Genomic DNA, 261 nt, shown 5'->3' with positions numbered 1-261 from the left:
CTGGTAGATGCGTTGACACTTGTCGTTTGCGTCACAGTAGCACCTGTAGTTGCTGACTTGTTAGTACTTACGGATGGCTGATCGAGTGCAGCTATCGCACGCTGGTTTTGTAGCTCAGCATCACCGCTACCACCGAATACGCCACCTAATGCTTTACCAAGACCTGAGAATAAGCTATTGCTATTACCACCGACACTTTCTTGACTGGCAATGATGGTGTTATTACTTTGTATCGCAAGCGTTGGACGCTCAGCATACTTC

1 pseudogene is annotated in these 261 nt (G+C 47.5%); it reads right to left on the bottom strand.

Annotated features, from left to right (window positions below):
* Positions 1–261: pseudogene (locus AAEY75_RS15790) on the bottom strand (DUF2057 domain-containing protein); the annotation flags it as partial.

The sequence above is a fragment of the Psychrobacter sp. TB55-MNA-CIBAN-0194 genome, from assembly GCF_040309505.1.
In the GTDB taxonomy this organism is placed as follows: domain Bacteria; phylum Pseudomonadota; class Gammaproteobacteria; order Pseudomonadales; family Moraxellaceae; genus Psychrobacter; species Psychrobacter fozii.
Note: the sequence above shows the minus strand (reverse complement) of the source record. Positions and strands in the feature narration are given on the sequence as shown.